The sequence below is a fragment of the Methanobrevibacter sp. genome, assembly GCF_036307625.1.
Lineage (GTDB): Archaea > Methanobacteriota > Methanobacteria > Methanobacteriales > Methanobacteriaceae > Methanocatella.
The window spans coordinates 1-1,610 of the sequence record NZ_JAXJXF010000003.1; the positions used below are offsets into that span (position 1 = coordinate 1).

Annotated in this window: 1 protein-coding gene; it reads right to left on the reverse strand. The window is 33.4% G+C overall.

Annotated elements, in window-relative coordinates:
- Nucleotide 1: 1 nt before the first annotated feature.
- On the reverse strand, nucleotides 2–1,610 hold a 1,609-nt coding region (locus tag UIB65_RS00050), incomplete at its 5' end, for a glycosyltransferase (RefSeq protein ID WP_330039130.1).

The following is a 1,610-nucleotide window of genomic DNA, read 5'->3' on the forward strand; positions in this document are numbered from 1 at the left end:
ATCAATTTGACTTCATCATGATGTTTCCCTGAGGGGTTACATAAACTTCAACTTTAACGCCATTGCCAGTTGTAATTGAAGCTGTGCTTATTTTCATGTATGTGTCTTTAACTTTGATACGCTTTTTTAATTTCCCTGCATCATCATATACAGTCATGAAAAATTCATATGATGTATTTTTATCCAAGAAAAATTTCCAGTTTAGTTTATATTGGGTTTTTGCTTCATCAAAGGACATTAGGAATTTTTCATTGTTTGAATTCTCTTTTAAGGTCAGCTTAATATCTTTTTTAATTTTGTCGCTGCTGACAATTAGTTCATCTTCACTCAATTCCAAATCAAGTGCATTGTCCAAACGTTGACATGTGATGAATAAATTGTTTTTCTCATTGTTGAAGATATGTATGTCTCTGTTGTTGTTTTTAAGTTCCTTTACAATGTTTCCTGTTATTCTGACAGAATATGTAGCACCATCCTTATTTGTAACCCTGAGTGATACTGTATACAATTCCAAATTGTTCAATTCATCAAGCGGCAGTTTCGCATTGAATGAGTTTTCCTCATTTTCAATCTTTTCAAGTTCAAAATATGATGTGCATTCGCTTAAAACATCATTTTCGGTAGCCAAGCCCTTTAAATAGATTCCTGCACTGTCGAATTCAAAGTATTTCGGAAGTTTTAAATTGGTGAATGTGATATGGTCATCATGAGATGCAATCTCATCAATGCTGATGAAAATCTTTTTCAGGTAGCGTATTTCAAATAATTCATCTGGAATATTGAAATTTGGATTTCTGAACAGCGGCAATTTCCAATAGCATTTGCCGTTTTCATAAAATATTTCGGTTTCTCTACCAAAATTGGTTTTCAATAACTTTTTAAGTTCATCCCTATATCCGTTCAAAATCAGATATGTACGGATATTGTCAAGTTCGGTGAACTGGTTGTCATAGAAGTTATCTATTTTTTCACTTCCCTTTTCAAAAAGTTCTAATATCCTTTCGAAAAACAAATCTTCAAATTCTTTATCATACAGAATTCCTTTAATCGGAATCAATGCTCTTCTGAATAATGTATTGAAATATACCGGACAGCATTCTGTAAAATGGTCAAGGTCATAAAAATATGCGTTCATTCTGTCGTTGAAATTATCCAAATCCCTATGGCTCCGGCTTAATGCATTGCTTCTTTTTCTCCACAGATATACGCAATCGGGAATTATGGATATTTTCTTGGCATATGTATATGCCTTATGGGTAAAACAACGTTCACCATAAATTTTTATCTCTTCTGGAATCACCACATTATTGTCAATCAGCAGATCCCTTTTTATTATGTTGTTCCAGTAGAAAACATCGTAAAAGATTTCCGGATAATCGTTGACATCTGTGATTATCCTTTCCTTTGTCCAGGGAGTGTTATCTAGAAAATTCATTTCCTGCTGATATCTGCCCAGCAAATGAGCTTTGCCTATGGAAATGTCTGCATCAACTTCTTTTGCTCGATTGTACAATTTTTCATATGCATCTAAAGGAATAATGTCATCATTGTCTACAAGAATAACATATTCACCCTTAGCGCGTTGAATTCCCATATTTGCACTTGAAGAC